Consider the following 2,090-nt stretch of genomic DNA (forward strand, 5'->3'; position numbering starts at 1 on the left):
GCGTGGAGTTCGAGATCGCCCAGGGGCAGAAGGGGCCGCAGGCCGAGCGCGTACGCGTCGTCGCCTGACCGCCCGGCCGGGTCGGGCCCGCGGGCGGGCCGGACCCGACGGGTCGGGGTGCGCGGCCCCGGCCGGTGCCGGCGAGGCGCGGGCGGTCGACTTCCTCACCGCCGCCGGGGACTGGCTGGTCGGCTGGGACCAGCCCGGGCCCTCCTGCGTGACCACCACCGCCGAGGTGACCTGCACGGTCAGCGGGGACTCTTTGTCGGTCATCCCCGGCGTCAGCTTCCCGGTGCACCAGACCGCCCACGGCACGGCCGAACGGTGGACGACGGGATGAGCCGCGACCGTCGCCCCGCAGCCGAGCGCGGCTCGGTCGCCGTCGAGGTGGCCGTCCTCGCCCCGGCGTTCATCGGGCTGATCGTGCTGGCCGGCGTCGCCGGGCGTACCGCGATCGCGCAGGAGGCGGTCCAGTCGGCGGCGCACGACGCCGCCCGAGCCGCGTCCATCTCCCGGAACGCCGGGACGGCCCGCGAGCAGGCCCTGGTCGCCGCTCAGGGCCAACTCGACTGGCAACGGGCCAACTGCGCCGGCCCGCCGTCGCTCACCCTGCGTGGCTCGGTGAACGGCGCGCCGGCCAGCTTCGCCGACGCGTTCGACAGCGGCCCGGGAACGCCCGCCGCCGTGACGGTGGAGGTCACCTGCACGGTCACCTTCACCGACATCGACCTGGCGCTGCTGCCCGACATGGCGGCCAGCCGGACGATCTCGGCCAGCTTCACCTCCCCGCTGGACCGCTACCGGAGCCGGTCGTGACCGCCCGCGCCCCCGGTGGAGCCGTGCGCACCGCCCCCGACGGTCCGCGCGAGGGTGTGGCCACCGCCCCCGCCGGTGGCCCGGGCCGCTGGCGGCGCGGCGACGAGGGCCGGGTCAGCCTGTTCCTGGCGGCGGCGATGATCGGCGTCCTCGCGATCATCGGCCTGGCCTTCGACGGCGCCGGGCAGCTCCGCTCCCGGCAACTGGCCGAGAACCTGGCGGCCGAGGCGGCCCGCACCGGCGGCCAGTCGATCGACCGGGCGAAGGCCATCGAGGGCGGCAGCAAGGAGATCGACGAGGCGGCGGCCAGGACGGCGGTGACGAGCTACCTCGCTGCCGCCGGGGCCACCGACCACGACGTCGAGTTCCCCGTCGTCGGCGGGGAAAAGCTGATCCGGGTCCGGGTCACCGTCACCTACGACCGCTACCTGCTCGGCTTCTTCGGCTTCGGTGACGCCGTCACCGTCTCCGGCGAGGCCACCGCACGCGCCCTCACCGAGGGCCCCTAGGAAGGGAAGGCACGCCATGGCCGCACCGGGTCGCTCCGCCGTACGGCGGGTCGGGCAGGTACTCACCGGGTTCGGCGCGCTGGTCGTGCTGATCGCGGTACTGGTCGGGGGGCCGGTGGCACTGATCGCCTTCGCCGGGAACCCGCTGCCCGACCACGTACCCACCCTCGCCGAGATCGGCGCCACGCTGACCAGCCGCGACGACGGTCAGCTCTTCCTGCGGGCGCTGGCCCTGGTCGGCTGGTTCGGCTGGGCCACCTTCGCCTTCTCCGTGCTCGTGGAGCTGGGCGCGCAGTCGCTGCGCCGGCCGGCACCCCGGCTGCCCGGCATGAGCCGGCAGCAGCGGGCCGCGGCGGCACTGGTCGGCTCGGTGGCCCTGATCGTGGCGGCGAGTCCGGCCGCTGCCAGCGCGGCCACCGTTCTCTCCGGCCCGTACCCCGCCGCCGTCGCGCCCGCCGTCGCCGCCCCGGCGGCCCGCCCGGTCACCGCGACGCCGGTGGTCGACGCCCGCTCCGCAACGCCGGTGGCCGACCTGCCACGAAAGACGGAGCCTGCGGTGTACCGGGTGGCGAAGGGCGACTACCTGGGCGAGGTGGCCGAGCGCTACCTCGACGACCTCGACCGCTACCGGGACGTGGCGAAGCTGAACCGCCTGCGCGACCCGGACCGCATCCGCCCCGGGCAGTTGATCACCCTGCCCGACGGCGTCCACGACGCCGGGGCCCGTACCCACGCGACCGGCAAGCTCGTGGTCCGGCCCACGAC

Annotated in this window: 3 protein-coding genes and 1 pseudogene; all 4 read left to right on the forward strand. The window is 75.9% G+C overall.

The genetic code is table 11. The features are described 5' to 3' along the window. Positions 1-340, forward strand: a pseudogene (locus E1258_RS36075) (hypothetical protein); the annotation flags it as partial. Then, positions 337-816 carry a TadE/TadG family type IV pilus assembly protein gene (locus tag E1258_RS32225; RefSeq protein ID WP_132407707.1) on the forward strand — a complete coding sequence of 160 codons (480 nt, stop codon included), beginning with the start codon at positions 337-339 and terminating at the stop codon, positions 814-816. The pseudogene E1258_RS36075 and the gene E1258_RS32225, both read left to right, overlap by 4 nt. Before the next feature lie 137 nt (positions 817-953). Then, positions 954-1,325: a hypothetical protein gene (locus E1258_RS32230; protein ID WP_243715827.1), complete on the forward strand. Its 372-nt coding sequence runs from the start codon at positions 954-956 to the stop codon at positions 1,323-1,325. 16 nt (positions 1,326-1,341) lie between these two features. Next, a partial coding sequence (locus E1258_RS32235; protein WP_132407709.1) for a LysM peptidoglycan-binding domain-containing protein occupies positions 1,342-2,090 on the forward strand: 749 nt, incomplete at its 3' end.

The organism is Micromonospora sp. KC207 (assembly GCF_004348615.1).
In the GTDB taxonomy this organism is placed as follows: Bacteria; Actinomycetota; Actinomycetes; order Mycobacteriales; family Micromonosporaceae; genus Micromonospora.

Coding starts and splice junctions, on each gene's coding strand:
- E1258_RS32225 (WP_132407707.1), top strand. CDS start 337: ATGAGCCGCGACCGTCGCCCCGCAGCCGAGCGCGGCTCGGTCGCCGTC.
- E1258_RS32230 (WP_243715827.1), top strand. CDS start 954: ATGATCGGCGTCCTCGCGATCATCGGCCTGGCCTTCGACGGCGCCGGG.